Origin of the sequence: Pseudomonas sp. T1.Ur, from assembly GCF_023516725.1 — a bacterium.
Classification (GTDB): domain Bacteria; phylum Pseudomonadota; class Gammaproteobacteria; order Pseudomonadales; family Pseudomonadaceae; genus Aquipseudomonas; species Aquipseudomonas alvandae.
The window spans coordinates 5,071,144-5,094,097 of sequence record NZ_JAMGSN010000001.1 but is presented as its reverse complement, the minus strand read 5'-3'; the positions used below and the strand labels follow the sequence as shown (position 1 = coordinate 5,094,097).

The following is a 22,954-nucleotide window of genomic DNA, read 5'->3' as shown; positions in this document are numbered from 1 at the left end:
CACCGGTTTTTAGAGATTTTTTTGGTTTATTTTATTTGTTAACGCGTTGATCACCCTTTCTCTATTTTCAGTAAAAGCCTTCAGCCCTCCCGCACGAAGACTACAAGCATCACAGCCCCCGCACCCGCTCCCCACCACCCCGTTATAACAAGTCAGCGTACGGTTCATCACCAACTCCAGCTGGTCGTAATAATCCGCCAAGGCCCAAGTCTCTGCTTTATTCAGCCACATCAAAGGAGTCTCGATGCGCAGCTTGTAATCCATGCCGGTTTCAATCGCGCTGTTCATGGCTTTGACAAAACTGTCCCGACAATCCGGATACCCTGAAAAATCCGTCTCGCACACACCGGTGATCACCGCTTCAGCACCCACCTGGTAGGCATAGATCGACGCCAGCGTCAGAAACAGGATATTGCGACCCGGCACGAATGTATTAGGCGGGCCGTCCTTGCTGCTGTTCGCTGACGGAACCGGAATGTTGTCCCGAGTCAGGCTACTGACCGCTAGCTCGTTCAATAACGTGGTGTCCAGGACTTTATGGGCCGTCACGCCAAAATGCTTGGCGAGGTCCTTCGCCACTTCGATCTCGGCGCGATGGCGTTGGCCGTAATCGAAGGTAATGCAGTGGATTTCGTCGTACTGGGGTAATGCGTGGATCAGGCAGGTGGTGGAATCCTGACCACCGCTGAATACGATCACGGCTTTTTTGGTCACTTCGTTCATCCTTGGCTTTCCGAGTTGTAATGGGGAAGCGGACCGTATCGCGAATTGCACACTTTTTGTCGTGGGAAATTTCTGAAATTGTCATTTTCTCGAAGCTCCATAGGAGCGAGTGAGTTCGCTCCTACAGATGTATCAACAAACTGAGCTTTCAGCCAAACATCGCGCTTGTCATCAGTCCTCCCAGACGGTTGCTTTTCTGTTCGTGTGGTAATCGTAAAACCCCTGGAGCGTCCAGGTATCGCCCTCACGTTCAAATGCCGCGCGCCATTTGCCTCTGCCGCTGTGTTCGTCCAGTTGGGGCATGTCGAACCAGTAGTAGCGTCTGATTCGTTTTGTTTTCGCCCGGCCGGCCCGAATGTCATCCATTATTTCGGCCATTTTTTTTCTGGCGGAATCCGGGAAGTTGTCGTAGGACATCTGGGTTTCAGCCAGCGCGCTGAGTTGCACCGTGTAGATGTCCCGTGGGGACGATGCTTCAATCGGTGCGGGAACCTCGGGTGCCGCAGATTGTCCGGCCACGGGCTTCGTCGGCACCTGCGTAACGGCCTCGATGGTAAAGGGCTCACGAAACTCCTTGAGCGTGGTGTCGAATTGGTTAATGTCTTCAACCGTGGTGATCGTTGATGCCCGCGACGTCTTTCCTCGACTGGCAATGATGAACGGGATTCTGTTTTTCCTGATTTCCGTCACCAATCCTGATTTTTTTCTGCTCGTCATTTCGGTCCGAAGTGCAGTGATGAAGTCCCGGTCATAGGCTTGTTTGTTTTCCGGGATAGCTAAGTAGTCGTCCAGTCTGGCGGGAGAGTCTGGCCCTGGGAATCGAGTCTCAAAGTCTCTCAAGAGTCTATCTTTTACCGCCAGGGACATTTCAACGTAGTCCATTTTTATGCGCAGCATTGCGTTGTGTATGGGGCTCGGATCAACGGTAAAGGCGATGAAATTAGCGCCGCTGAAGGGATCAGAAAATATATGGGTTTCCAAGAGAAGATGGACGCCTTCGGTATGTATTTCTTTTCTGTAGGCCCACAAAAGATCATGGATTTTTATTTGTTGATCTACCGTCAAGGGTCTGTCGGGGAACGTCTCGTTAAATTCAGCGATCCGTTCCTGGGTAAGTTGCCAAACGCCGATATTGTGCAGCACTTTCATCATTGCGTTATCCACCTGCTTCAGGTGCTCGGGTCGAGGGTGGCTTGGTACAGAGCGTCCCTGTTTGAGGTCTTTCAAGCGGGCGCGATGAGTGTCTATATCGGCACCCAAGCCGGCTTCCCGAACAGCGGTGTCGAGAATCCGCTCCACCAGTTTCAGGGGCATCGCGTCGACTTTTCGCCGCGCATGAATCATATATTCGGTCGCTATTTCGGCCCCCAGGAGCGGCAACGTCTCCAGCAGGATATTTCTTTTTTTCTGCTCAGGCGTTTCACGGAAACGGCTCATCAAGGGCCCGCCACCGAGCAGCCGTGGCCGTGGCTGAACCTGCCATCGTCCATTTTCCCAAACCACCGTGCGCTGGTTCGTGAGGTTGTCCGCCGCGAATACGATCCGCTCGTTTCCCTGCAACGACGTCCTGTAATAACGATCGCCTTGCTTGAGATAACCTTGCCCGCCGGCGTCCCTGTACAGGTCGCGGCCTTCGGGTATCAGTCCCGCCCCGGTGAAATTTTTCAGCTCAAAGGGCTTGAATTCTGGGGCCGGCATGCGGGGCAGGGACGATAGCGCAGGGCGTGCCTTGCCCCGATATCGGGCTGCGCCGGCCATGATCAGGTCTTGCCCGGCTTCCGCCAGTACTTCGCCCAGCCCGCTGATAAACTCGCTCGTCCATTGGCTGAGGCTGCCCCCCTCGTCCCGTATCGCCGACACGGCGGCACCTCCGGTCATGACCGGTAGCATCAGGTGCGCCAAGACCCTGCCCAGTCGGGCCGTGGGTGTCATGGACAGGGCACCCGTCAGCAGCGCAACCGCTTTGCGACGACCTTCCTGGGCGTCGGTACTGTCGCGTTCGGCGTTGGTTACCGTCAGCGCGTCGGTCGTGGCAAGCACATGGGTGATCTGTACTTCATGGAGCGCCTTGAATAGGTTGCCCGCCACCACGGGTGAAGCGATCTTCTGCGCAAAGTCGTGCTGAACCCGGCTTTTGGCCGCTGTAAAGGTCGGTTGCGTGACCTTTTTTATCCGCTCGATGAGCGTCAGGTTTTCCGGCGCCGGCGCCAGGCTGTCGAGGTGTCGGGCTTGTTCCATCAGAGGCAGCTGGGAAATCAGCCACTGGGTCATCGGTAGCGTGGCAGTGAGCGTTTGCGCCACGGCGACGGGAAGTTCTCGGATGTTCTGCGCGTCCACGTGCCTGAATATTTTTCCGTCAGGCGCGCCCGGTGTGTACAGGGTCAGGGAGGGGCGGCTCGCCAGGCTTTTTACCCCGAACAGCAGTATTTCCTTCAATACGCTGTCGCCCCATTTCAACTGACGCACCTCTACCGCATGGGTGTTGACCAGGGCACGGCCCGCAGGCTCGGGACTGTCGAGCGCCGCGAGCACCAGATTGAGCCCGGTATTGGCCCGGTCCGGCCTGAAGTCACCCGAGATATGGGCGGTCCAGGCCTGGGCCCGTATTTCTTTTTCCTTCAGGGCCATCCATTGCACCTGCTGTTGCCGGAACTCGTTCTGCAGGTCGGTCGGGAGCCGGGCGCCGACGTTTGCTGTTTCAATCACCTCTACAACCTGCGCAAAACTCAGCGGTCCTACCAGGGCATGATGGCCTGGGTTACGTTCTGCTGTGGTCAGGTTGGACATGGCCCAGTCCGTCAGCGAGCGTTGATCATCGTAGACGGACGACACCCTGCCTGCGGACACTCCAGACCCAAAAGGGGATTCGCCCGAGGGGGCATGGGTGTCGGTTTTTTGCCTGCGGATCATGAGCGAGACGTTTTCCGGGTCAGGATCTGCGGGGGCGTATTTTTCTTCGATGAGGCGAGCCAGTAACTGGCGGGTTTTTTCCTTGAGCGCCTGGGGAGTGGCCAAGGTCACTGGGTCCGGCGGCAATGGCGATGCGTTCCCCACGGCTTGATGCAGGCTCTGCACCGCGTTCCACCAGGCAAAACGGTCGCTTGCGGTGACGTAGGGCTTGCTTTGAAGCCAGGCGTTCAGTCTCTTCTGCCCGAGCCGTAGCTCACGATCATCCAGAATACCGACCAGGTCCAACCGATCGCCCAGGTCTGCTGCTGCATCTATTCGGGCCAACCAGGCGTTTGTCTCTTCACCTTCGCCCGGGCCGTCCTGTATGGCTTGGCGTATGGCTGCTTTTTGGTTTGTCCGCAGGTCCGTGACCAGGCCATCCAGGAAGTTCTCCAGCATGGGCGTTGTGTCCACTGTGTTCGGGAAGCCGATGCTCGTTTGCAGGCTGTCCTTCAATGCGGTCAGGTTCTCGAATATCTCCAGTGGGCTACCGGGGCGGTACAACACAGCGCCTCCGGATTGTTGGGTATCGTCGTGCTGGGTGAGGGCCACGACGCCCGAAAACGGCACGCTCGAGCCCCATCCTTCGGGGGTGAAGTGCAGACGATAAACCCCGGCCCGCACCGATTGCGCCATCGAGGCGCGTGACGCTGCGTCCGGCACCGCCAGTAGGTGATCTTTCAGCGCCTTGTGCATCTGTTCGCTGAGTGTCCCGTCCATCAGGTGGAAATCGGCCTGGGCCCTGAGTTGTACGCGTAGCTCATTGGCCAGCCAGCTCGCGACGTCATGGCGCTGACTGAACTCAGCTGGATTCTCCCAGAAGCGGTCCAGGGCCGGCTTTTCTTCAAGTGACCTCGGTACGTTTTCCAGCATCCGCTCGATGTGCGCTTTGGCATGGTTGGTATTCAGGGCGGGGGGGACTTGGGAGACGTTGTCGCGGGTATGCACAACCTCGATGAGACTTGGGTCGTGGAAGTACTGGCTCACGTTCACCTGGCCGGCAATCGTGCGCCAAAACAGCGTCTGGAGGGAGGTGGTGTCCGTCACCATGTGCCGGGTAGCCGGTCCGCCGGCGATGCGTTCCGAGGCGGGGATGCTCTCCTCCCGAAGGGTGCGCACCGCCAGCTCATTGACCGTCATGCTCTGGGCCAACGCAGGGAAGGCTTTGGCGAAGTCCCCGTCCAGATGCCCCATGGCAATTTCTTCGGCTCGGGGAAAGGCATCGTTGAGACGAATCATCTGCTGTTGCGAGGCATTCAGCTGGCTGATCAGCGGAGCGTCCCGGGCGGGACCATTGGTTGGAGAGTTGGCCGCAGGTGAATCACCCGCCTCCAAGGGCTCGGTCGAGGCCTGGGGTACTTCGAGAAATGCCTCGAGCGATTGTGTCAGCGAGCGGGAACCGCCCTGGCTGAAGAAGGCCTCACGTACCGACCTTCCGACATCCTGGGAAAATACTCCTTTGCTTTCGATTTTTTCGAACGCTTTGCTGGCCAGTACACCCGACCATTTGTAGGAATAAATCCTGGCCGCGTAATCCGAGGCCAAGAACTCCCAGCGCGTGTATGGCTGCGCTTCTCGCGGCCATTGCAAATGGCCGACCTCCTTGCTCAGCGCGCGGAACACCTCCTGCACGCTGCGTGCGTCACCATGGGTACGATGCACTTCGAAATCGAAGAGCATGGCGAGCAGGGCATTGGCCGTGGCCCAACTGGTTTGGGTCCGAAGGGCGGCCATCAACCGAAGCACCTTGTCAGCGGGGATTGGCTCATGTGTCTGGTAATGGCTCGACATCCAGACCAGGAATTCTTCAGAGAAGCACCATTGCTCCAGTAGCTGGCCGGCAAACTCGTCGGCATCGCGACCCAAGCCATCCAATCCGGAAATATTGCGATTGCGTTCGCGCGTCAAAAGCTGCTGCAAGCCGTGGCCGAATTCATGCAGCAGCACACGCAATTGTTGATGGTCGAGCAGGTTGGGTTTGTCACCGACACCGGGTGTCAACGGGCTGCGCAGCACGGCGACGGGGCGCCTGAGTTGACTTTCAGCATCGATCCTACGGTTGCGCAGACCGAATGTCTGGCCAAGTGATCCGGGTAAGTGGCGGTAGGGGTCGATGAACAGATAGCCAAGGGTTTGTCCGTGTTCCTTGGCTTCGAAGAGCCGTACATCATCATGCCAGCGGTCGAACGTCGAGCGTTCGAGCAGTTCCACGCCGAACATCCTTTGGCAGAATTGGGTCAACCGGCTCAGGACAGTATCCAAGGGAAAATAGGCATCAACGTCTTCCTGGATGCTCTGTTCGCGTAGCTTCTCGGCCAGGTATTCGTAGTCCCAAGGTTCCAGCTGCTCGATACCCTGTTGCGCCGCGAGTGCCTTGAGTTGCCGGGCCTCCTGGGCAAATTGGCTGCGCTGCTGCGCAAGCTCGTTGCGCAAGAAGCTCAACACCTCGTCAGTGGACCCTGCCATTTGTTCTTCAAGCGCCAGGTGCGCGAAGTTTTCGTAGCCCAGCAACCTGGCTTTTTCATAACGGGCCTCCAGCAATGAAGCCAGCACTGCTTCGTTCCCGGGCTTATCGGCCGGCAGCGACTGGTCCGATTTCGGCGATTGGCAGGCGAGCCAGACGGCCTGGCGCAAGGGACGGTGTTGCGCATGGATCAGCACTTGCTCGGTCTCGCTCATGCGCACGAGCCAGCCCGACAGGTCCGCGTCCCGAGCATTGGTGGCCATGCGCAGTTTGACCGGAGCGGGTATACCCGCGAGTAAAGACTCGTCTTCAATGTGTTTTTGCCAGGCCGCGGTGGATTGCCGCACACCTTCCTTGAACGCGTTCGCGTGTCGGGCGATGTCTTGGTTCAAACGGGCCAACCGCAGTTGCTGTTCTGGTGGCAGGTGTGCCCCGCACAGGCGGAACTCACGCAATATTTTTTGCAGGACCCTTTGCCGAGGCTTGTCGAACACTTGCGCTATCCGGCTTTCTGCAAGTTTTTGGTACAACTTGAACAACTCCCCGTCCTGGGCGAGCTGGGTCTTGTAAGTGGTTATCAGGTCCAGGCTGCGGGATGCGGCACTTGCCCAGGTCGGTTGCGTCATGACGGGGTCGATCACGTCGATCACCTGCACGATTTCATCCAGCCGTGCCTTCACTTCATCGATGGCCAGCACCAAATCGTCCCAGGTAGGCACGAGTGTTTGGCTGGCAATGGTTTCGGAGACTTTGATGCGGCTGTCACTGATTATTCGTTCAACGGCCGGCACCAAATGCTCAGCGCGAATGGCTGAGAAGGGCGGCAATTCGTATGAAGACAGTAAGGGGTTGCTCTCTGACATGGTGGCTTCCTGAGGTGTATTCGGAAGCTCAACCTAGGGGAGGCGGGCGGGGCGAAGGTGGTGCATGTGTACCGCACACGGTGGTGTCGGGTGGTGTAGGGGATGATCGACTTGACCTGTGGGAGCGAGCTTGCTCGCGATGACGGCAGCACAGCCAGCATCATCGGCTAAGACCTACCGCTATCGGCCCTGTAGATACCGTCTTAAGTCTCACCGGGCAAGCGCAAGTTTCGGGTCATATGGCAGTCCTGACTTGAGCACTCCGTAAACGAAGTGCAGCAGTTTGCGCATTGCCGCGCAGATGATTTGTTTGGGGGCCTTGCCGTTGGCCTCCAGGCGTTCTTTCATCGCCATGATCGCCTTATTGTGTTTCAGCGCCACCATGCCAGGCATGTAAAGGCCTGCACGAAGCCGTGCTGACCCGATTCTCGAAATTAGGGTATGACCTTTAAGCTTTCCTGATTCTTGCAGCTTGGGATTCAGCCCCGCAGCGGCGACCAATTGGCGAGGATCGCTGTATTTGCGCAAGTCGCCCAGTTCGGCTAGCAATCGCTCAAGCGTTTTTTGTCCGATACCGTCGATGGTTACGATCAGATCCCGCATCTGACGCATATCCGGGTCGTCATCGATGTGCTTTTTGATCGCCTTATGTGTTTCAACGATCTCTTTTTCGATATGGCGCAGAACGGAGTTGATCGAGTCTTTGACCTTTTCGTCAGACACGTCCAGACGATTAAGCTCCATTTGTTCCATTTCCTGAAGGTCATCCAGGCGGCGCACCATAGCTTTCAACTGGCGATACTTCAGTGGCTCAGGTGCCCATGGCTGAAGCTTCTGATCCTTTTCCCGGGCGAAGTCGGCGATGAGTTTGGCATCGCTTTTATCGGTCTTGATGCGGCGCAGCTCGCTGTCAGCGTACGCTTTGGTCGTAGCCGGGTTCACGACGCAGATTCGGAAGCCTTTGTTGTAAACGAACTCGGCGAGCTCCAAGTGGTAGACGCTGGTGGCTTCCATCACGATCAGGGCCGAACGCTCGACGTTTGTGTCTAGCCAAGCCTCAAACTCTTTAAAACCTTTTGGATTGTTGGCCAGCTTGGCCTTGGTTTTGTGCTTGCCGTTGGGCAGGTGTGTAGCGATATCAAAAGTGTTCTTTGCAACGTCGACGCCAACGAAACCAGACATGATCGTTTCTCCACTTGTTCCCTTTTGCGATCATCACGTCACTCGGTCCAACCTTGCGAATGCGGGCTCTAGCCGGAGGCGGGCCCAAGATACCGTGCGAACTGTACGAGTGAGTGTGGAGGGCTGGAGCACGATCTACATCACAGGCAAAAAGCCTAAGGAGCTGCGCGGCTTCCAAGTCCCTCCCTCGATGATCAGTCGAGAACTATCGCTCCTGACGGAGCGATAGTCGAGATACAAGGAGCTGCCGGAGGCTGCGATTTTTTGATCTTTTAATCTTTCGCTCGGGACTCAAGCGTCAGGGGAAAGATCGCAGCCTCGTTGCACTCGGCAGCTCCTACACGCTCCTACATCGCGCCTACGCAGCATCAGACGCTGTTTTATTGCACCTTCGCCAAATCCCCTTTCAACGCAACACCGGCCATGATCGCCCCGGCGTGGCATTCATAGGTGGTCGGGTCCTTGCGTTCGTTGCTCTTGTAGAAGCTGACGATGTTGGTGACGGCATTGGCGCCGGCGTTCTTGGCGGCTTGGTGCAGGCTGATCAGTGCCGATTGCAGTACCCATTCGCAGGCCACTTCGTCGGACTTGTTGAAGGCGTTGGTTTTCTTGTTGGTCACCGCGCCTGGGCTGACCACGGTGACGTTGCCGGCCGGTTTGTTGCCGGCCAGGTAGAACTTCACGCTGCCGTCGATCTTGCCGGTGCGGATGGCTTCGGCGACGACTTTATCGAACGGCAGGAACAGCGCGGTATCACGGGCCTGGCTGAGGCTTGGCAGGGTGCCGAGCAACAGGGCGGCGGTCACGGCGATTTTCTTCAACGGCATCATGGTCTCCTTGACCAGGGGATTTACGGGAATCAATGCCAGCGACGGAAGATCAGCGAGGTGTTGACCCCGCCGAAGGCAAAGTTGTTGTTCATCACGTATTCATTGCTCATGGCGCGAAACTCGTTGCGCAAATAGTCGAGTTTGCCGCACTCAGGGTCGACCTCATCGAGGTTGCAAGTATGCACATAGAGGTCGCGGTTCATCATCTCGATGCTGAACCAGGACTCCAGCGCACCGCAGGCGCCGAGGGTGTGGCCGAGGAAGCTTTTCTGCGAGCTGATGGGCATGTGCTCGCCGAACAGGCTGCTGGTGGCCAGGGTCTCGGCGACGTCGCCCTGTTCGGTGGCCGTACCGTGACCGTTGACGTAGCCGATGGCGGATGGCTCGAGGCCGGCATCCTCAAGGGCCAGTTCCATGGCGCGGCGCATGGTGCTTAATTCGGGGCGGGTGGCGTGCTGGCCGTCGGCGTTGCTGCCAAAACCAACGATCTCGGCATGGATGTGCGCGCCACGGGCCAGGGCGTGTTCCAGTTCTTCGAGCACCAGCATGCCGGCGCCTTCGCCGATCACCAATCCATCGCGTCCCTTGTCGTAAGGACGTGGGCTGGTCTGCGGCGCATCGTTTTTCAGGCTGGTGGCGTAGAGCGCATCGAAGACCATTGCTTCGGTCGGGCACAGTTCTTCCGCGCCGCCAGCGAGCATCAGCGGCAGGCGGCCGAACTTGATGGCCTCGTAGGCATAGCCGATGCCATGGCTGCCGCTGGTGCAGGCGCTGGACGTGGGGATCAGTCGTCCGGTCAGGCCGAAGAAGATGCTGATGTTGGCCGCCGTGGTGTGCGGCATCATTCGCACGTAGGAGTTGGCGTTCAGCCCTTCGGCCACGCTGTTGAGCAGCATATTGCCGAAGGCCTTGATCTCGTCGGTGCTGCCGGTGGACGAGCCGCAGGACACGCCCATGCGTCCGTCCTTGATCGCCGGGTTGTCCAGCAGGCCGGCGTCGGCCAGGGCCTGTTCCGCCGAGGCCACGGCCAGGCGCGAGACCCGGCCCATGCTGCGCAGTTGCTTGCGCGTCCAGTGGGCCGGGACCTGGAAGTCGTCGATCGGGCCGGCCAGGCGGGTGTTCAGTTCGGTGAAACGGTCCCACTCATCCATGCGCCGGATGCCGCTACGGTTGGCGGCGAAGTTGGCGGCGATGGTTGCCCAGTCGCTGCCGATGGAGGTGATGCCGGCCATGCCGGTGACGACGACGCGCTTCATCAGCACAAGCCTCCGTTGACGGCCAGGACCTGCCGGGTGATGTAGCCGGCTTCGGCGGACATCAGGAAATTGACCGCGCCGGCGACTTCTTCCGGAGTGCCCATGCGCTGGGCGGGGATCATCTTCATCAATTCTTCCACGGGTACGTTTTCATCGAGCATGGCGGTGTCGATCAAGCCCGGCGCGACGCAGTTCACGGTGATCTTGCGCTTGCCCAGTTCGATGGCCAATGCCTTGGCCGCGCCGATCAGGCCGGCTTTCGAGGCGCTGTAGTTGACTTGGCCACGGTTGCCGATCAGGCCGGACACTGACGTGATACAGACGATTCGTCCAGCGGCGCGGCGGCGGATCATCGGCATCATCACCGGGTGCAGCACGTTATAGAAACCGTCGAGGTTGGTACGCAGTACGCTGTCCCAGTCGTCTTCGCTCAGGGCCGGGAAGGCGCCGTCGCGGGTCAGGCCGGCGTTGAGCACCACGCCGTAATAGGCGCCGTGGGTTTCCACATCCGCCTCGAGAGCGGCTTTGCAGGCGGCGCGGTCGCTGACGTCGAATTGCAGGACACGGGCGTTACGGCCCAGGGCCAGGACTTCTGCCTGGACCGCTTCGGCCTCGGCGCGACCGCTGCGGCAGTGCAGGACGATGTCGTGCCCGGCCTGGGCCAGGCGCAACGCGATGGCGCGGCCGATGCCACGGCTGGAGCCGGTAACCAGTACGGATTCAGTCATGGCTGGGTTCCTGTTGCAGAGGTTTCATTGAGGTACTGGGCGGCATGGGGTGGACGGAATACATTCAGTCGCGCGGTGGCGTGGATGCCCGGCGCGTGGATGTGGCATTCGAACACACCCATGCCGTTGTCGTCTTCCAGGGAGCGAACGCCGTGGATGGCCAGTTCGGTGCCCACCGGGAAATGTTCGACGTTGCATTCGAACTTGCGGGTCCCGAGCAGGAAGCCCAGCTCCACGGCATCGCCGCGCTGGCGGGCGTGGCAACCGGCGAACGCCGCGACGCTCTGGGCCATCAGTTCGATGCCGACCCAGGCCGGCAGTGCGCCGTCGTCCAGGTTGAACAAACCGCCTGGCTTGACCGTGGCGACGGTGTGGATCTGCTCGTCATCGAAGGTCACGATCCGGTCGATAAGAATCATATCCCCTGCGTGGGGCAGCAGTTCGGCGAGCGGCCAGTCAATCATTGGGCGTCTCCGATAATCAGGCTGACGTTGTTGCCGCCGAAGGCAAACGAGTTGCTCATCAGGCGACGGGGGTGGGTCGGGTTCAGGCGGGCGCGGCTATCGATCCAGTTCAGGGCTGGCAGGCCGGGGTCGGGCTGGCCGTCCCAGACATGGGGTGGCAACGCATGGCTGGGATTGTCCGCGCTCAGGGCCAGCCAGCAGAAAGCCGCTTCCAGCGCGCCTGCCGCGCCGAGGGTGTGGCCGGTCATCGGCTTGGTGGACGAGCAGGGCACGCCCGCTGGAAACAGTCCGGCCACCGCATGGCTTTCCATGGCGTCGTTATGCTGCGTGGCCGTGCCGTGCAGGTTCAAGTAATCGATCTGGCTGGCGTCCAGGCCGGCGCAGCGCAAGGCTTTTTCCATCGCCTGGCGGGCGCCGCGACCGCTGGGTTCCGGCGCGGAAATGTGGTGCGCGTCGGAGCTGGCGCCGTCACCGAGCAGGGCGATCGAATGACCGTCGCCTGGCGTCTTGCCCATGAGAAACAGCACCGCCGCCTCGCCGATGTTGATGCCGCTGCGGTTCACCGAAAACGGATTGCAGCGCTCGTTCGACACAGCTTCCAGGGCGGAGAAGCCATTGAGGGTCAGCTTGCACAAACTGTCTACGCCGCCGCACAGCACGGCGTCGCACAACCCCAGGTCCAGCAGGCGACGGGCGCTCATCAAGGCCCGCGCGCTGGAGGTGCAAGCGGTGGAGATCACGTAGGAGGGGCCGCTCAAGCCAAGCCAGTCGGAGAGGAAATTGGCCGGCGCGCTGAGCTCCTGCTGCTGGTAATCGTAGCCTTCGGGGAACTGCTGCTCGCGCAGGTAATGGGCGATGCCCTGGCTGGCCTCGTCGATGCCCGAGGTGCTGGTGCCCAGGACGATGCCGATGCGCGCGCGGCCGTAAGCCTGGATGGCCCGGTCAATCTCGGGACGAATCTGCAATCCAGCTTCCAGCAACAGTTGATTGTTGCGGCTGCGTTGGGCCGCCAGGGTTTCCGGGATCTGGGCGAGTTCACCCGTGACCGAAGCCACCGGCAATGCCCGTTCGGCGACCCAGCCGGCCTCGCTGCGCAGGCCCGAGCAGTCGCCGGCGAACAGGTTGCGCGCGACGTTCTGTTTGTCCCGGCCCAGGGCGCAGATCACCCCGAGGGCATTCAGATAAGCAGTCATTGGGCACCCTCGGTCAACGGCGTGATGCGGTAATGCGGGCCTTGGGGCAGGCGCAGTTCAAACTCCAGCGGTTGCTGGTAACGCACCTGCCAGCGGCTCTCGAGCGCTCGCTCGACGCCGTGTTGCCGGGCGATGGGGTAGTTGCCGGCCAGCTCTGTTTCCGGGGTGAGGGCGAACAACAGCGCAGCGAACAATTCCCGCGCTTCGGCATTGGGTGGCAGCAGGCCGTCGGCCTGCCATTGGCCATCGACCAGGCGCTGGCGCGCGACGGGAATGCCCAGCGGGTCCATCATCGACCAGCGGATGCCGGTGTTTTCACGCTGGATCACCAACAGCCAATCCTGGCGCTGGCCGGCCAGCTGCCGCTCGATGTGCAATTGCAGTGGCAGCACCAGGGTCGGCGTGCGTTCGGGCAGCGGCGCGTGGCTGGCGCAGGCGCTGAGCAACAGCAGGCAGCCGATCAGCAGGCAGCGGATCATCCTGCGACCCCTTCGAGCGGTTTGCGCGCTACTACATTGACCAGGGTTTCCTCGCGCTCGCCAAACGGCTTGGGCCGACGCAGGCCCCAGCGCTCCAGCAGGCCGAAGTCCTTGGCGCGGCTCCACCACAGGTACGGGTAGGAGACGTTGCGGTCCTCGAATTGGAATCCTTGGGTGCGGATCATCGCCAGGTACTGCGCGGCGCTTTTCTGCACGTGCATCGGATGACGGAACAGCCAGCGGATCACCCAGGTGTCGATGTAGGCCTCGGTGGATTCGGCGAACATCAGGTAGCCGCCGGGCTTGAGCACGCGATAGAACTCTGCGAGGGCTTTTTCCTGTTCCACAAGGTGATGAAAAGTCTGGTGGCAGAACAGCAGGTCTACGCTGGCGTCGGGCACCGCCAAGGTCGCGCAGTCGCTGCCGATCAGCTCGACCGCCATACCCTGGCGAGCCGCTTCCTCGGCGCTCAGGTCCAGGCTGTGGGGATCGGCGTCCACGCCAATCAGGCGTTGCGGCGCGAATGCCTGGCGCAGGTACTGGAACGACTTGCCCTGGCCGCAACCAGCGTCCAGCAACACTGGATTGGATGGCGGCGCAGCGCTGAACAGGCCGCGCAGGTCGTTGATCGCCACGCGCAGCACATGGTGCTGCCAGGTGTGGCTGCGCAGGAACCAGAAACCGAAGCGGGTTTCCTCGACGTAGCTGTCGCTCAGGTAGCTCATGTTTGCTGGCTCGGCGCCGGACTCGCGCAAATTTCCGAAAGCATGCGCAGGCGCCGCTTGGGTTCGCTGACGAACGGGTTGCGTTGGTCCCAGGCGTAGCCGGCGAGGATCGAACTGATCATGCGGCGGATATCGTCGGAGCCTTCGGTGTAGAAGATCACGTCCTGGAAGGTGCCGGCGTACCAGCCCTCGACGTAGCAGCGGAACGTGTCGACACCGCGCTTGAGGGGGGCGGCGAACTCGCTTTGCCAATCCACCTGCTCGCCTTGCAACTGACGATGCAGCACGTCGGCGGCCATGCTTGCCGAGCGCATGGCGATGGTCACGCCGGAGGAGAACACCGGGTCGAGGAATTCCGCAGCGTTGCCCAGCAGGGCGAAGCCGGGGCCGTGCAGGGTCTTGACGTTGGCCGAGTAGCCACCGATGGTCCGCGCCGGGGTGTCCCACACGGCATTGTCCAGCACACCGGCCAGGCTTGGGGTTTCGTCGATGAAGCCGCGCAGGCAGGCGTCGAGGTCATCGGTGCGGCCCTCGAAATGCTCCGCCGCCGCGACCACGCCCACCGAGCAGCGCCCGCCGCTGAAGGGGATGGTCCAGAACCATACGTCGCGCTTCGTCGGATGGGTGGTGATGAGGATTTTTTCGCGATCGAAGGTCGGGCTGTCGATGCGATCCTCGAGGTGGGTGAACACCGCCTGGCGCACCGGGAAATTCGACGGTGCCTCAAGGTCCAGCAGGCGCGGCAAGACTCGGCCATAACCGCTGGCGTCGAGGACGAAATCCGCCTCGACCCGGTACTCGCTGCCGTCTTCGCGTTGCACGCCCAATTGCGGCTTGGCGAGGGAGAAGTCAACGTTGGCGATGGCCTGGCCGTAGCGGATTTCCACACCTTGCAGGGCCGCCTGGTCGGCGAGCAACTTGTCGAAATCGGCGCGCTGGACCTGGAATGTGGTGGGCTTGCCTTCGCTGAAGGTGTCGCCGAAATCGAAGGCGCTGTAGCGCTCGCCCCAGGCGAACGCGGCGCCGTTCTTGCGTTGGAACCCGGCAGCGTTGACCGCGTCGAGCATGCCGGCTTCTTCGACGAAGTCCAGGCAATGGGACAACAGGCTTTCGCCGATGGAGAACCGCGGGAAATACTGGCGCTCGATGACCAGCACATCGTGGCCCTTGCGCTTGAGCAGCGCGGCGGCGATGGCGCCGGAAGGCCCCGCTCCGATGACGACAACCTGTCGACGTTCCATTTCAACTGTTGACACGGGGGCTCCTGGCCGAGACGGCAATCGAGGGTATACGGTGAAAACCGGCCACGGCCGGCAGTAATGTGGCGATCAACCCCATCAGCATCAGGGCGAAATACAGTGCCGGGCTGATGAGGTTCTGTTGCAGCAGCAGGTTGAGGAAGACGATTTCACTCAAGCCGCGAATATTCAGCAAGACACTTTCTCGCCAGCGACTGGCGCCGGCGAACGAGGCGCCGGCCCAACCCAGCCCCAGCCAGTTGCCCAACAGTTTGCTGGCAATCGGCAACAGCAGCAACGCCACGAGCTGGACCCAGCCGAGGCTGTCCATGGCGCTGTGCACGTTGATCTGCACGATACCGAACGTCAGGATCAACGGGATGGCCAGGTAGGTTTGCAACCTTTGCATCCACTCGGCGCCGAGGGGCAATACCAGCGGCACCTTGAGCGCGGCCATGCACAGCAGGTAGCCGATGCCGGCGATGAGCGCATTGAGCCGGTAATGCTCGGCCACCACCAGCAGCGCAAAGAACAGACCGCTGTGCAGCAACGGTTGGCGCAGGCCCGCCAGTCGCAGCAGCAACGGCACGCAAGCGCCAGCCAGCGGCAGCAACAGGCTGCCCAGGTGCAGGCTGCCCTGGGCGAGGGCGAACAGGCTCCAGCAGATCAGGTCGATCAGGATCGCAGTCTGTACCAATCGGCGAGTGGCGTCGGGTGGGTAGGCGATGTGGCGCAAATACAGGTACAGCACCGGTATCGCCGTGATCGAAAACAACAGCCCCACCGCCAGCGAGCTGATCCATGGCTGGGGTGGCAGCAGCCAGGTCGCGGTGGCCAAGCCGCAGGCGAAGGGTACGCCAAAGCTTGGCAAGGCGATCTTGACGCTTTGGCGGTCCAGGCGCAGGTCGATCACATCGCTGAGGATGTGCCCCAGCAACAGGGCGAAGGCGAGGCTGTAGAGATTCTTCAACCACAGGGGCGAGACCAGTTGCGCGCCGTTGAGGTGCCAGCCCGGCTCGATCCAGAAATACATCAGCAACGGCAGGCCGAACGTTGCCAGCAGCAATTGGCTGACAATCGGGATCAGTCCGAAGCGGCGCCCGGCCACCGTCGCCACCGCAAACAGCGCCAGGGCCATGAGCCAGAACAGCAGCGTCATCATTGCACCGGCTCCGCGGCGCGGTCCGCATGGACCTGCCGTCCGGCCCAAGGCGCGAGCATGAAGCTGAACGCCAATCCGAGGCTCACCGCCAGGCCGAAATTGCTCACCGCCGGCGTGCTCGACAGCGCCAGCAGCCCGAACGACAGCCAGGTGGTGATCGCCGCCAGCAGCGTGCCCAGCAGGCTCACGGCGGCTCCGCCAATCTGTTCACGCATCAGGATGGCGTAATCGACACCGATGGCCGTCACCAGTAACAGGCCGAACAGGCTGAACAGCGTCAGCGGCTGGCCCAGCCAGCCCAGGCTCGCCAGGCTGCACAGTGCAGCCAGCAGCGGCAGGGCAACGATGCGCAAGGCGCCGCCGACGCCGAATGGCCAGACCAGCACCAGGACGATCAACACGCAAGAGGCCAGTTTCAGTTCGGCGGCGCTGACCTGCGTGGCGGCAAACACCCGGTTCAGGTCGCCCAGGCGGTCGACCAATTGCACGCCCGGCAAGTCCACCGCCTGCACCCGTAGCAATGCGGCATCGTTCAAGCCCTGCAGGCTGACCACCGCCGCCACGCCCTGTGCCGTCGGGCCGAGCCAGAGCGTGCGATAGGGTTCGGCCAGCGGGCCGGTCAGCGCGGCGTCGATGTCGGTCACTGGCAGGGCCTGCAATTGCTTCACCTCCGCTTGCAACGCGGCGACGGGCACGCCGACGTCCAGCAACGGTTGCCAGAACGCCGGCAACCGGCCTAGCGCTTCGCGGACCTTTTGTTGTTCGGCAGGCGGGCTGACCAATTGATTGAGGGACAGGTAGCCCTGGAGTTTTTCCAGGCCGATCAGCTGGTCGAGCCGCTCATTGAGGGCGGTCTGGCGCTCCAAGAGTTGCGCTTGGTCATCGGCGCGAATCAGGAAGAACTGGCTGGTGGGCTGGAAACCGGTGATGCGGGCGACATCGCGGGCTTCGTCGGTCAGGTGCTGGGGCGTGCCGATCCACTGGCGGATGTCGTTTTTCGTGGTCAGGTGCCAGAGACCGCCCGCGCAGAAGATCAACAACAGCGCCAGCAGGACGGGTGTGCGCACGCGGGCCAGTAGCGCTTCGCGGCACTTGAGCAGGTTTTCGCAGAACTGCAGCGGCCACTGGGCGGGACGCAGGTCTGTCTTGCCCAGCAGCGCCGGCAACAGGCAGACCGCCGTCAGGTAGGCGCCCAGCAGCCCGGCGGCGGAGAAAATCGCGATCTGGGTCAGGGCCGGGAACGGCGTCCAGGCCAATGCCAGGTAACCGATGCACGTGGTCGCGAGGCTCAGGCTCAGCCCCGGCAAGGTCACGCGCAGGGCCGGCCAGCTCCGCCACGGCTTGAGGCTCCAGCTCTTGGACAGGTAGTGCAGCGGATAGTCCACGGCGACGCCGATCAGGCTCGAACCCAACACCAGGGTCATGACGTGCATGCGTCCGAACAGCGCCACGCAGGCCACCGCGCCGAACAACATGCCCACCAGCACCGGCACGAACGCCAGCCACACGGCAAAGCGTCGGAAGGCCAGCAACAACAGCAACAGGATACCGACCGTCGCGCCGCCGCCGACCCAGGTGATTTCCCGCGACGCTTGTTGCTGTCCGCTGGCGGCGTAGAGCAAGCCGCTGGCCGCCAAGAGTTGGCTCTGGGCCTGGCTCGCGTGCTCGCGGCTGCGTTGCACCTGTTCGGCCACTTGCAACGGCAGATTCATGTCGAACGCATTGCCCTGGGTACGCGCCCGCAGCATGACCCAGTGCTTGCCGTCGGCTTCGGCGACCAGCGCACCGCTGCCCACGTCCAGCTCGATGGCGCCGCGTTGGGGCTGGCTGTTCTGGATACGCCCGGTCAGGCCGAGCCAGTCGTCCTGGCTCGGGACCAGGCTGAAGCCGCTGAACGGGTCGAACAGCGCTTGTACCCGCTGCTGGATAAAGGCCTCGGGATGATCGATCAATTGTTGCCGGTCCGTTGCCGACAGCATGGCCAGCCGGCCATCGAGCAGTTGCTTGCGCAGCGCCGGCAGGTCGGCCTGGAGCGTCCATTGGACCTTGTCGAACAGGCCGCTGGCTCGCCATTGCTCGCCGAGGGTTTGCGCCAGGGCGATGGCTTGCTGGCGGTCGGCGTGGCCAACCAGCACCAACAGCTCGCGATTGAGCGGTTCTTGCATGCGTTGTTCAGCGGTGAGTTCCAGCGCATCCGGCGATGTGCCTGGCACCAGTTCCATCAGGTTCGCCGACAGCGGCGCACCGTTGCGCCATTGCCATCCGGCAAGCGCCAGCACCGCCAGCAGCAGGATCAGGAACAGCCGCGGCAGCCTGCGTTCACTCGGCAAAGTCATGTTGCTCCGCTTCGCTCAAGGGTTGCGTGTGGGTGGTGTCCTGCATGCGCAGCACGGTGCTGTCGCCCTGGGTTTCCAGCAGTTCAATACGCTGGACCAACTCGCCACCGTCAATGTTGATCTGGTTGAAGACCTGCTTGAGCAGTACCGAGCGCGGGGTCAGCGTGAGTTTCCACTGTTGCGCCTCGCCCGACAGGCTCAGTTCGAAGTCGCGCTGCAGGCCGCTGCTGTCACCCTGCAGTACCGCCAGGAACAACCGGTTCTGCTCGGCGCCGGCACTCTTGTTCGGCAGCATCTGCCAGGCATTGCCGTCCCGTCGCGCGATGCCCTGGGCGGTGATGCGGTAATCCTGTTGCAACGGTGTCTGCAGCAACCACAGCAGGCCGTGGTTTTTCGCCAGCACGAAGCGGCCCTTGCTGGTGAGGGGCTGGGGCAGGGCGCGCAGGTGTTTTTCCTGGATGAACTGGCCGTGGATCACGTCCGGGCGGGCCAGCTGGTCGCTCAACTGTTGAAGATCGAACGCCTGGGCCAGCGGCGACAGGCTGCACAGCAGCAGCCAGATGAGCAGGCGCTTCATGACAGTTTCCTCTCGACGGCTTCGACAAACACCCGTGGCGAGGCCAGCAGCATCTCGCGAGTGGCCATGTCCACGGCCACTTGTACCGAACTGGCGCGGGTGAAGCGTTCGCCGGTTGCGGCGTCACTGATCAGGTAGTTGATCTTCAACCGGTTCTCCCACTCCACCAGACTGGCGCGCACGGTCAGGGTCTGGCCGAACACGGCACCGCGTACGTAGCGCAACTGCAAGTCGATCACCGGCCACGCATGCCCCGATTCGAGCATGTCGTTGTAGTTGTGGCCGATCAGGTCGAGCAAGGCGCAGCGCGCCACTTCGAGGTATTTGACGTAGTGGCCATGCCAGACCACGTTCATCGAATCGACGTCGAAAAACGGCACCACGATCTGGGTGTCGACGTGCAGAACGCCTTGGCTACGCATGCAGCCTCCAATGTTGTTCGGCGATGCGTTGCAGGCACAGGCGCAGTTCGCCTTCCAGGGCGCGGTCTTCGATGACCGGCGGGAAGTCCTCGGCCAGTTGTTGGTGCATGGCGGCGAGAGCCGGCGGCAGCGGTCGCGCGTCTTCGGCGCGGCTGCGCAGCCACACGCCCTGGTTGGCGGCCAGCAAGGTGGCGGCGGCGACTTGCTCGGTCAGTTCCAGCACGCGGATGGCGTCCCGGGCGGCGATGGTGCCCATGCTCACCTTGTCCTGGTTATGGCACTCGGTGGAGCGCGAGAACACGCTGGCCGGCATGGTGTTTTTCAGGGCTTCGGCGGTCCAGGCGCTGGTGCCGATCTGCACGGCCTTGAAGCCATGATTGAGCATCGCCCGCTCGGCGCTGGCGCCGGACAGGTTGCTCGGCAGGCCATGGTTGTAGCGCTCGTCTACCAGCAGGGCGAGCTGGCGGTCCAGCAGATCGGCGACGTTGGCCACCAGGTTCTTCAGGCTGTCCATGGCGAAGGCGATGTGCCCGCCGTAGAAGTGCCCGCCATGGAGCACCCGCTCGGCTTCGGCGTCGATGATCGGGTTGTCGTTGGCGCTGTTGAGTTCGGTTTCGATGAAGCCCCGCAGCCAGCCCAGGCTGTCAGCCAAGACCCCGAGCACATGGGGGGCGCAGCGCAGGGAATAGCGATCCTGCAGGCGGTGCAGCGGTGCGGTCGGCGCGTCGATCGCCAGGTCCTTGCGCAGCCACGCGGCGACTTGCATCTGCCCCGGGTGTGGCTTGGCGGCGAACAGGCGTTCGTCGAAGTGCTCCGGGTTGCCTTGCAGGGCGACGACGTTCAGCGCGGTGATGCGGGTCGCCAGTTGCAGCAGATAGTCGGCGCGGGCGAAGGCCAGGCAGGCGAGGCCGGTCATCACGGCGGTGCCGTTCATCAACGCCAAGGCTTCCTTGGGCCGCAGCACCAGCGGCGTCCAGCCCAGTTCGCGATGCACATCGGCGGCCAGGCGGCGTTCGCCACGGAACATGACTTCCCGTTCGCCAGACAACGTGGCGGCGACGTAGGACAGCGGCGTCAGATCGCCGCTGGCGCCCACCGAGCCTTCTTCCGGAATCAACGGCAGGATGTCGTGTTCGAGAAAGGCCTGGAGCCGCTCCAACAGCTCCACTCGCACCCCCGATACGCCGTGGCACAGCGACTGCAAACGCGCCGCCAGCACGGCCCGGGTCGCCTGGGCGTCGAGCAGTTTGCCGAGGCCGCAGCCGTGGAAGGTGTACAGGTGACGGGGCAGGGCTTCGACGTGGTGCAACGGCACGGCCACCACGCAGGAATCACCGTAGCCGGTGGTCACGCCGTAGATGACGCCTTCCTTGTCCAGCAGGGAATCGAGGAATTGCGCACCCTTGGCGATGCGCTGGCGGAATGCCGGGTCATCCTGCAACTGCGTCGGCGCCTGGCGGTTGGCCAGGGCCAACACATCTTCAATGCGCAGGGGGCGTTCGCCGAAGGTTACCGGCTCAAGAGTGGGCATCGTCATCGGTCTTCCAGAAAGGGTAAAAGTTGAACCACTGTTGCGGGCCCTGGAGGCAATACTGCGCCAGGCGCTCGGCGTAGCGGGCGGCCCAGTGGGCGATCACTTGCTCGCGGTCGTTGCGCTTCCACGCCACGGCATCGGCGAAGGGTTCGAGGGTGACGCGATAACGTCCCTCGTGCTTGAGACACATCAGCAGATTGACCGGGCATTTCAGCAGCCCGGCCAGCAGCCAGGGGCCTTGCGGGAACGCGGCGGGGTAGCCCATGAAGTCCACGGTCACGCTGCGCCCGCCGTGCAGCGGTACGCGGTCGCCAGCGATCGCCAGCCACTCGCCGCGCTCCAGGCGTTCGCTCAGTTGCAGCATGATCACCGGGTCCAGCTCGCTGACCTGGATCAGCCGCAAATGCGTGGCGCCGGCCTCGCCCAACAGGCGATTGAACTGCTCGGCGTGCTTGGTGTGCACCAGCACGTTCATGGTGACCTTTTCGCCCAGTTCGGCCAGGGCCCGGCACATTTCCAGGTTGCCCAGGTGCGCGCCCACCAGCATCTGCCCGCGTGCGTCGCGCAGGTGATTGCGCAGCAAGGCCGTGTCGACGATTTCGATCTGCTCGATGCTCAGCTTGCCATTCCAGACGTCAAGCTTGTCCAGCAGGGAATCGGCAAAAGCCATGAACTGGCCGAAGACGCGCCGGTGGGACGGGCGCAGTTCGGGGCGGCCGCTCCAGTCGGCGAGGCGCTGCTGGTATTGCCAGGCTGCGTGCCGGGCGCTGCGACCGAACACAAAGAAGTACAGGACGATGCCGTACAAGACCGGGGTCAACAGCCGACGGCCCAACACCTTGGCAGCAACCGCCGTGAGTTTCATCAGCCAGAAACTGCCGCGTTCCTGGCGGTCCGCCCAGTGCTGTTTGTCTGTGCTCATCGGCGCCACCGTTGCCAGAGAATCATTGGCAAGCGCACCAGCATGCCGAAGAACAGCCGGGTGTGCATGCGAGAGATCAGCACGTTGTCGTGGAACAGGCGAAAGTGCGAAACGCCGTCCAATGGGTAATGCACGCGAGTGTGCAGCCAGTGCATCGGCTGGTTGCGCCAGGCCAGGCGAACGAGGATGTCGGAATCGAAATCCATGCGCTTGCCGATGTTTGCCGAGTCGATCAGTGCCAGGGTGGGCGCCAGGGGATAGACCCGGAAACCGCACATCGAGTCGCGGATCTGCAGGGACAGGCTGTTGATCCAGACCATGACGTGGGTCAGGTAGCGTGCGTACAGGCGGCCTTTCGGCACGCTGGCGTCGTACAGCGGGTAGCCGCAGATCAGCGCGTCCGGGTGGGCTCGGGATTGTTCGATGAAGGTGCGCACGTCGCCCAGGTCGTGTTGCCCGTCGGCGTCCACCTGCAAGGCATGGCTGAAACCCAGGCGCGAAGCTTCCCGCAGCCCGGTCATCACTGCCCCGCCCTTGCCCTGGTTGACCGCCAGCCGGACCAGGTGAACCCGTTCGTTTTCCGCCAACTGTTCAAGCACCGCCGCGCAGGCCGGGCTGCTGGCGTCGTCCACCAGCACGCAGGGCAAGCCATTGCCGAGCAGCGTCTGGACCACCGTCGCGATGGCGGTTTCGTGGTTGTAGACCGGGATGACGGCGCAGGGGTTATGCATGGGCTCTGCCCTTGTGGCGAAGGTGTTCTCTGTGACGAGGGAGCAAGCTCCAACGGTAGGAGCTGCCGAAGGCTGCGATCTTTTGATCTTTCGCTTTGGACTCAATGGATAGGGACAAGATCGCAGCCTCGTTGCACTTGGCAGCGCCTACGCCACCCAGCGGGAGCAAGCTCCCT

At 62.0% G+C, this 22,954-nt stretch carries 18 protein-coding genes; all 18 read right to left on the bottom strand.

Annotation, left to right across the window (positions count from 1 at the left end):
* Window positions 1-9: 9 nt before the first annotated feature.
* The gene (gene queC / locus M8Q45_RS22460) at window positions 10-714 is read right to left on the bottom strand and encodes a 7-cyano-7-deazaguanine synthase QueC (RefSeq protein WP_249877378.1); all 705 of its coding nucleotides are present in this window, start codon (window positions 712-714) and stop codon (window positions 10-12) included.
* Between the two features lie 180 nt (window positions 715-894).
* A complete protein-coding gene (locus tag M8Q45_RS22455) occupies window positions 895-6,999 on the bottom strand; it encodes a M3 family metallopeptidase (RefSeq protein ID WP_249876440.1) in 6,105 nt (2,034 codons plus the stop codon).
* A 210-nt stretch (window positions 7,000-7,209) separates the two neighbouring features.
* Window positions 7,210-8,181, bottom strand: a complete 972-nt coding sequence (locus tag M8Q45_RS22450; RefSeq protein ID WP_249873132.1) for an IS110 family RNA-guided transposase — start codon at window positions 8,179-8,181, stop codon at window positions 7,210-7,212.
* Window positions 8,182-8,561: 380 nt separating this feature from the next.
* Window positions 8,562-9,008 (bottom strand): hypothetical protein, encoded by a 447-nt coding sequence (locus M8Q45_RS22445; protein ID WP_030140968.1) that lies wholly within the window; start codon window positions 9,006-9,008, stop codon window positions 8,562-8,564.
* 32 nt (window positions 9,009-9,040) lie between these two features.
* Window positions 9,041-10,267, bottom strand: coding sequence for a beta-ketoacyl-ACP synthase (locus tag M8Q45_RS22440; protein ID WP_249876439.1), 1,227 nt, complete (start codon window positions 10,265-10,267; stop codon window positions 9,041-9,043).
* Window positions 10,267-10,995, bottom strand: coding sequence for a 3-oxoacyl-ACP reductase FabG (gene fabG, locus M8Q45_RS22435; RefSeq protein WP_030140966.1), 729 nt, complete (start codon window positions 10,993-10,995; stop codon window positions 10,267-10,269). Before fabG ends, M8Q45_RS22440 begins: the two co-directional genes overlap by 1 nt.
* Window positions 10,992-11,459, bottom strand: coding sequence for a hotdog family protein (locus tag M8Q45_RS22430; protein ID WP_030140965.1), 468 nt, complete (start codon window positions 11,457-11,459; stop codon window positions 10,992-10,994). Before M8Q45_RS22430 ends, fabG begins: the two co-directional genes overlap by 4 nt.
* Window positions 11,456-12,652: a beta-ketoacyl-[acyl-carrier-protein] synthase family protein gene (locus tag M8Q45_RS22425; protein ID WP_249876438.1), complete on the bottom strand. Its 1,197-nt coding sequence runs from the start codon at window positions 12,650-12,652 to the stop codon at window positions 11,456-11,458. Before M8Q45_RS22425 ends, M8Q45_RS22430 begins: the two co-directional genes overlap by 4 nt.
* The gene (locus tag M8Q45_RS22420; RefSeq protein WP_249876437.1) at window positions 12,649-13,131 is read right to left on the bottom strand and encodes a DUF3261 domain-containing protein; all 483 of its coding nucleotides are present in this window, start codon (window positions 13,129-13,131) and stop codon (window positions 12,649-12,651) included. Before M8Q45_RS22420 ends, M8Q45_RS22425 begins: the two co-directional genes overlap by 4 nt.
* Window positions 13,128-13,856: a class I SAM-dependent methyltransferase gene (locus M8Q45_RS22415; protein ID WP_249876436.1), complete on the bottom strand. Its 729-nt coding sequence runs from the start codon at window positions 13,854-13,856 to the stop codon at window positions 13,128-13,130. Before M8Q45_RS22415 ends, M8Q45_RS22420 begins: the two co-directional genes overlap by 4 nt.
* Entirely contained in the window at window positions 13,853-15,112 is a 1,260-nt protein-coding gene (locus M8Q45_RS22410) for an NAD(P)/FAD-dependent oxidoreductase (protein ID WP_249876435.1), read from the bottom strand. Before M8Q45_RS22410 ends, M8Q45_RS22415 begins: the two co-directional genes overlap by 4 nt.
* Window positions 15,099-16,256, bottom strand: a complete 1,158-nt coding sequence (locus tag M8Q45_RS22405; RefSeq protein ID WP_249876434.1) for a cation:proton antiporter — start codon at window positions 16,254-16,256, stop codon at window positions 15,099-15,101. Before M8Q45_RS22405 ends, M8Q45_RS22410 begins: the two co-directional genes overlap by 14 nt.
* Window positions 16,253-18,592 (bottom strand): MMPL family transporter, encoded by a 2,340-nt coding sequence (locus M8Q45_RS22400; RefSeq protein ID WP_249876433.1) that lies wholly within the window; start codon window positions 18,590-18,592, stop codon window positions 16,253-16,255. The genes M8Q45_RS22405 and M8Q45_RS22400 overlap by 4 nt, the downstream gene beginning before the upstream one ends.
* Window positions 18,576-19,169, bottom strand: a complete 594-nt coding sequence (locus tag M8Q45_RS22395; RefSeq protein WP_249876432.1) for an outer membrane lipoprotein carrier protein LolA — start codon at window positions 19,167-19,169, stop codon at window positions 18,576-18,578. Before M8Q45_RS22395 ends, M8Q45_RS22400 begins: the two co-directional genes overlap by 17 nt.
* Window positions 19,166-19,591, bottom strand: a complete 426-nt coding sequence (locus M8Q45_RS22390; protein WP_030140957.1) for an acyl-CoA thioesterase — start codon at window positions 19,589-19,591, stop codon at window positions 19,166-19,168. Before M8Q45_RS22390 ends, M8Q45_RS22395 begins: the two co-directional genes overlap by 4 nt.
* Window positions 19,584-21,128: an HAL/PAL/TAL family ammonia-lyase gene (locus M8Q45_RS22385; RefSeq protein WP_030140956.1), complete on the bottom strand. Its 1,545-nt coding sequence runs from the start codon at window positions 21,126-21,128 to the stop codon at window positions 19,584-19,586. The genes M8Q45_RS22390 and M8Q45_RS22385 overlap by 8 nt, the downstream gene beginning before the upstream one ends.
* A complete protein-coding gene (locus M8Q45_RS22380) occupies window positions 21,109-22,047 on the bottom strand; it encodes a lysophospholipid acyltransferase family protein (RefSeq protein WP_198797421.1) in 939 nt (312 codons plus the stop codon). The genes M8Q45_RS22385 and M8Q45_RS22380 overlap by 20 nt, the downstream gene beginning before the upstream one ends.
* The gene (locus M8Q45_RS22375; protein WP_249876431.1) at window positions 22,044-22,778 is read right to left on the bottom strand and encodes a glycosyltransferase family 2 protein; all 735 of its coding nucleotides are present in this window, start codon (window positions 22,776-22,778) and stop codon (window positions 22,044-22,046) included. Before M8Q45_RS22375 ends, M8Q45_RS22380 begins: the two co-directional genes overlap by 4 nt.
* Between the last annotated feature and the right edge of the window lie 176 nt (window positions 22,779-22,954).

Excerpts from the sequence above, each read along its gene's own strand:
- M8Q45_RS22455 (WP_249876440.1), bottom strand. The coding sequence starts at position 6,999 with ATGTCAGAGAGCAACCCCTTACTGTCTTCATACGAATTGCCGCCCTTC.
- M8Q45_RS22450 (WP_249873132.1), bottom strand. The coding sequence starts at position 8,181 with ATGTCTGGTTTCGTTGGCGTCGACGTTGCAAAGAACACTTTTGATATC.
- M8Q45_RS22445 (WP_030140968.1), bottom strand. The coding sequence starts at position 9,008 with ATGCCGTTGAAGAAAATCGCCGTGACCGCCGCCCTGTTGCTCGGCACC.
- M8Q45_RS22440 (WP_249876439.1), bottom strand. The coding sequence starts at position 10,267 with ATGAAGCGCGTCGTCGTCACCGGCATGGCCGGCATCACCTCCATCGGC.
- fabG (WP_030140966.1), bottom strand. The coding sequence starts at position 10,995 with ATGACTGAATCCGTACTGGTTACCGGCTCCAGCCGTGGCATCGGCCGC.
- M8Q45_RS22430 (WP_030140965.1), bottom strand. The coding sequence starts at position 11,459 with ATGATTGACTGGCCGCTCGCCGAACTGCTGCCCCACGCAGGGGATATG.
- M8Q45_RS22425 (WP_249876438.1), bottom strand. The coding sequence starts at position 12,652 with ATGACTGCTTATCTGAATGCCCTCGGGGTGATCTGCGCCCTGGGCCGG.
- M8Q45_RS22420 (WP_249876437.1), bottom strand. The coding sequence starts at position 13,131 with ATGATCCGCTGCCTGCTGATCGGCTGCCTGCTGTTGCTCAGCGCCTGC.
- M8Q45_RS22415 (WP_249876436.1), bottom strand. The coding sequence starts at position 13,856 with ATGAGCTACCTGAGCGACAGCTACGTCGAGGAAACCCGCTTCGGTTTC.
- M8Q45_RS22405 (WP_249876434.1), bottom strand. The coding sequence starts at position 16,256 with ATGATGACGCTGCTGTTCTGGCTCATGGCCCTGGCGCTGTTTGCGGTG.
- M8Q45_RS22400 (WP_249876433.1), bottom strand. The coding sequence starts at position 18,592 with ATGACTTTGCCGAGTGAACGCAGGCTGCCGCGGCTGTTCCTGATCCTG.
- M8Q45_RS22395 (WP_249876432.1), bottom strand. The coding sequence starts at position 19,169 with ATGAAGCGCCTGCTCATCTGGCTGCTGCTGTGCAGCCTGTCGCCGCTG.
- M8Q45_RS22390 (WP_030140957.1), bottom strand. The coding sequence starts at position 19,591 with ATGCGTAGCCAAGGCGTTCTGCACGTCGACACCCAGATCGTGGTGCCG.
- M8Q45_RS22385 (WP_030140956.1), bottom strand. The coding sequence starts at position 21,128 with ATGACGATGCCCACTCTTGAGCCGGTAACCTTCGGCGAACGCCCCCTG.
- M8Q45_RS22380 (WP_198797421.1), bottom strand. The coding sequence starts at position 22,047 with ATGAGCACAGACAAACAGCACTGGGCGGACCGCCAGGAACGCGGCAGT.
- M8Q45_RS22375 (WP_249876431.1), bottom strand. The coding sequence starts at position 22,778 with ATGCATAACCCCTGCGCCGTCATCCCGGTCTACAACCACGAAACCGCC.